We start from the raw sequence: 607 nt of genomic DNA, 5'->3' as shown, positions 1-607 counted from the left end.
AGCTCGTCCTGCGGGCGGCCGTAGAACTCCGCCGACAGCAGGCTCATCGCCTTGTGCACGTCGTCCACGATCAGACCGGGTGCGGCGGTGCGGTCGGAGTGATCGGTTTCGGCCACGTAGACGGCAAGACCCCGCTCGTCGATGCCGTCCAGGAACTCGGGGCGGAACCGTCCCTTGATGAACAGCATCGTCCCCGGCGCCACGGTGCGCGTGTCGTACGTGACCGCGGTGATCGGGTCGTCCGCGCCGGGAACGTCGGATGCGTCCAGCGTCCAACCTCCGGTGTGGACGATCTCGCGCAGCAGATGATGCCGTTCCAGCAGTTGCACAGCCGTGGCGATGGTGAATGCCGACATGAGTCGTCAAGCCTCCTGGGTCCGTATGTCGGCACGGTCCCGTTGACCGTGCCGACATACGATGCTACTCCAAGGGCTCACTGAGCAGACGCGACACCACCGCGTCGTCGCCCTCATAGGGCACATGCCGGTTCCGGTCCTTGATCCAGCGTTCGTGCCCCTTGCCGATCACCAGCACGATGTCGTGCCGTTCGGGGTGTCGTCGGGCGTCGCCGATGGCCGCGGTGGACCTTGTAGGCCTGGGAGGAGAC

The 607-nt window shown here is 66.1% G+C and carries 2 pseudogenes; both read right to left on the bottom strand.

From position 1 onward, the window contains the following. A pseudogene (locus OU11_RS08535) lies at nucleotides 1-356 on the bottom strand (UDP-N-acetylmuramoyl-L-alanyl-D-glutamate--2,6-diaminopimelate ligase); the annotation flags it as partial. A gap of 64 nt (nucleotides 357-420) precedes the next feature. Further along, a pseudogene (locus OU11_RS09385) lies at nucleotides 421-607 on the bottom strand (hypothetical protein); the annotation flags it as partial.

The sequence above is a fragment of the Bifidobacterium pullorum DSM 20433 genome (assembly GCF_000771405.1).
Classification (GTDB): Bacteria; Actinomycetota; Actinomycetes; order Actinomycetales; family Bifidobacteriaceae; genus Bifidobacterium; species Bifidobacterium pullorum.
Note: the sequence above shows the minus strand (reverse complement) of the source record. Positions and strands in the feature narration are given on the sequence as shown.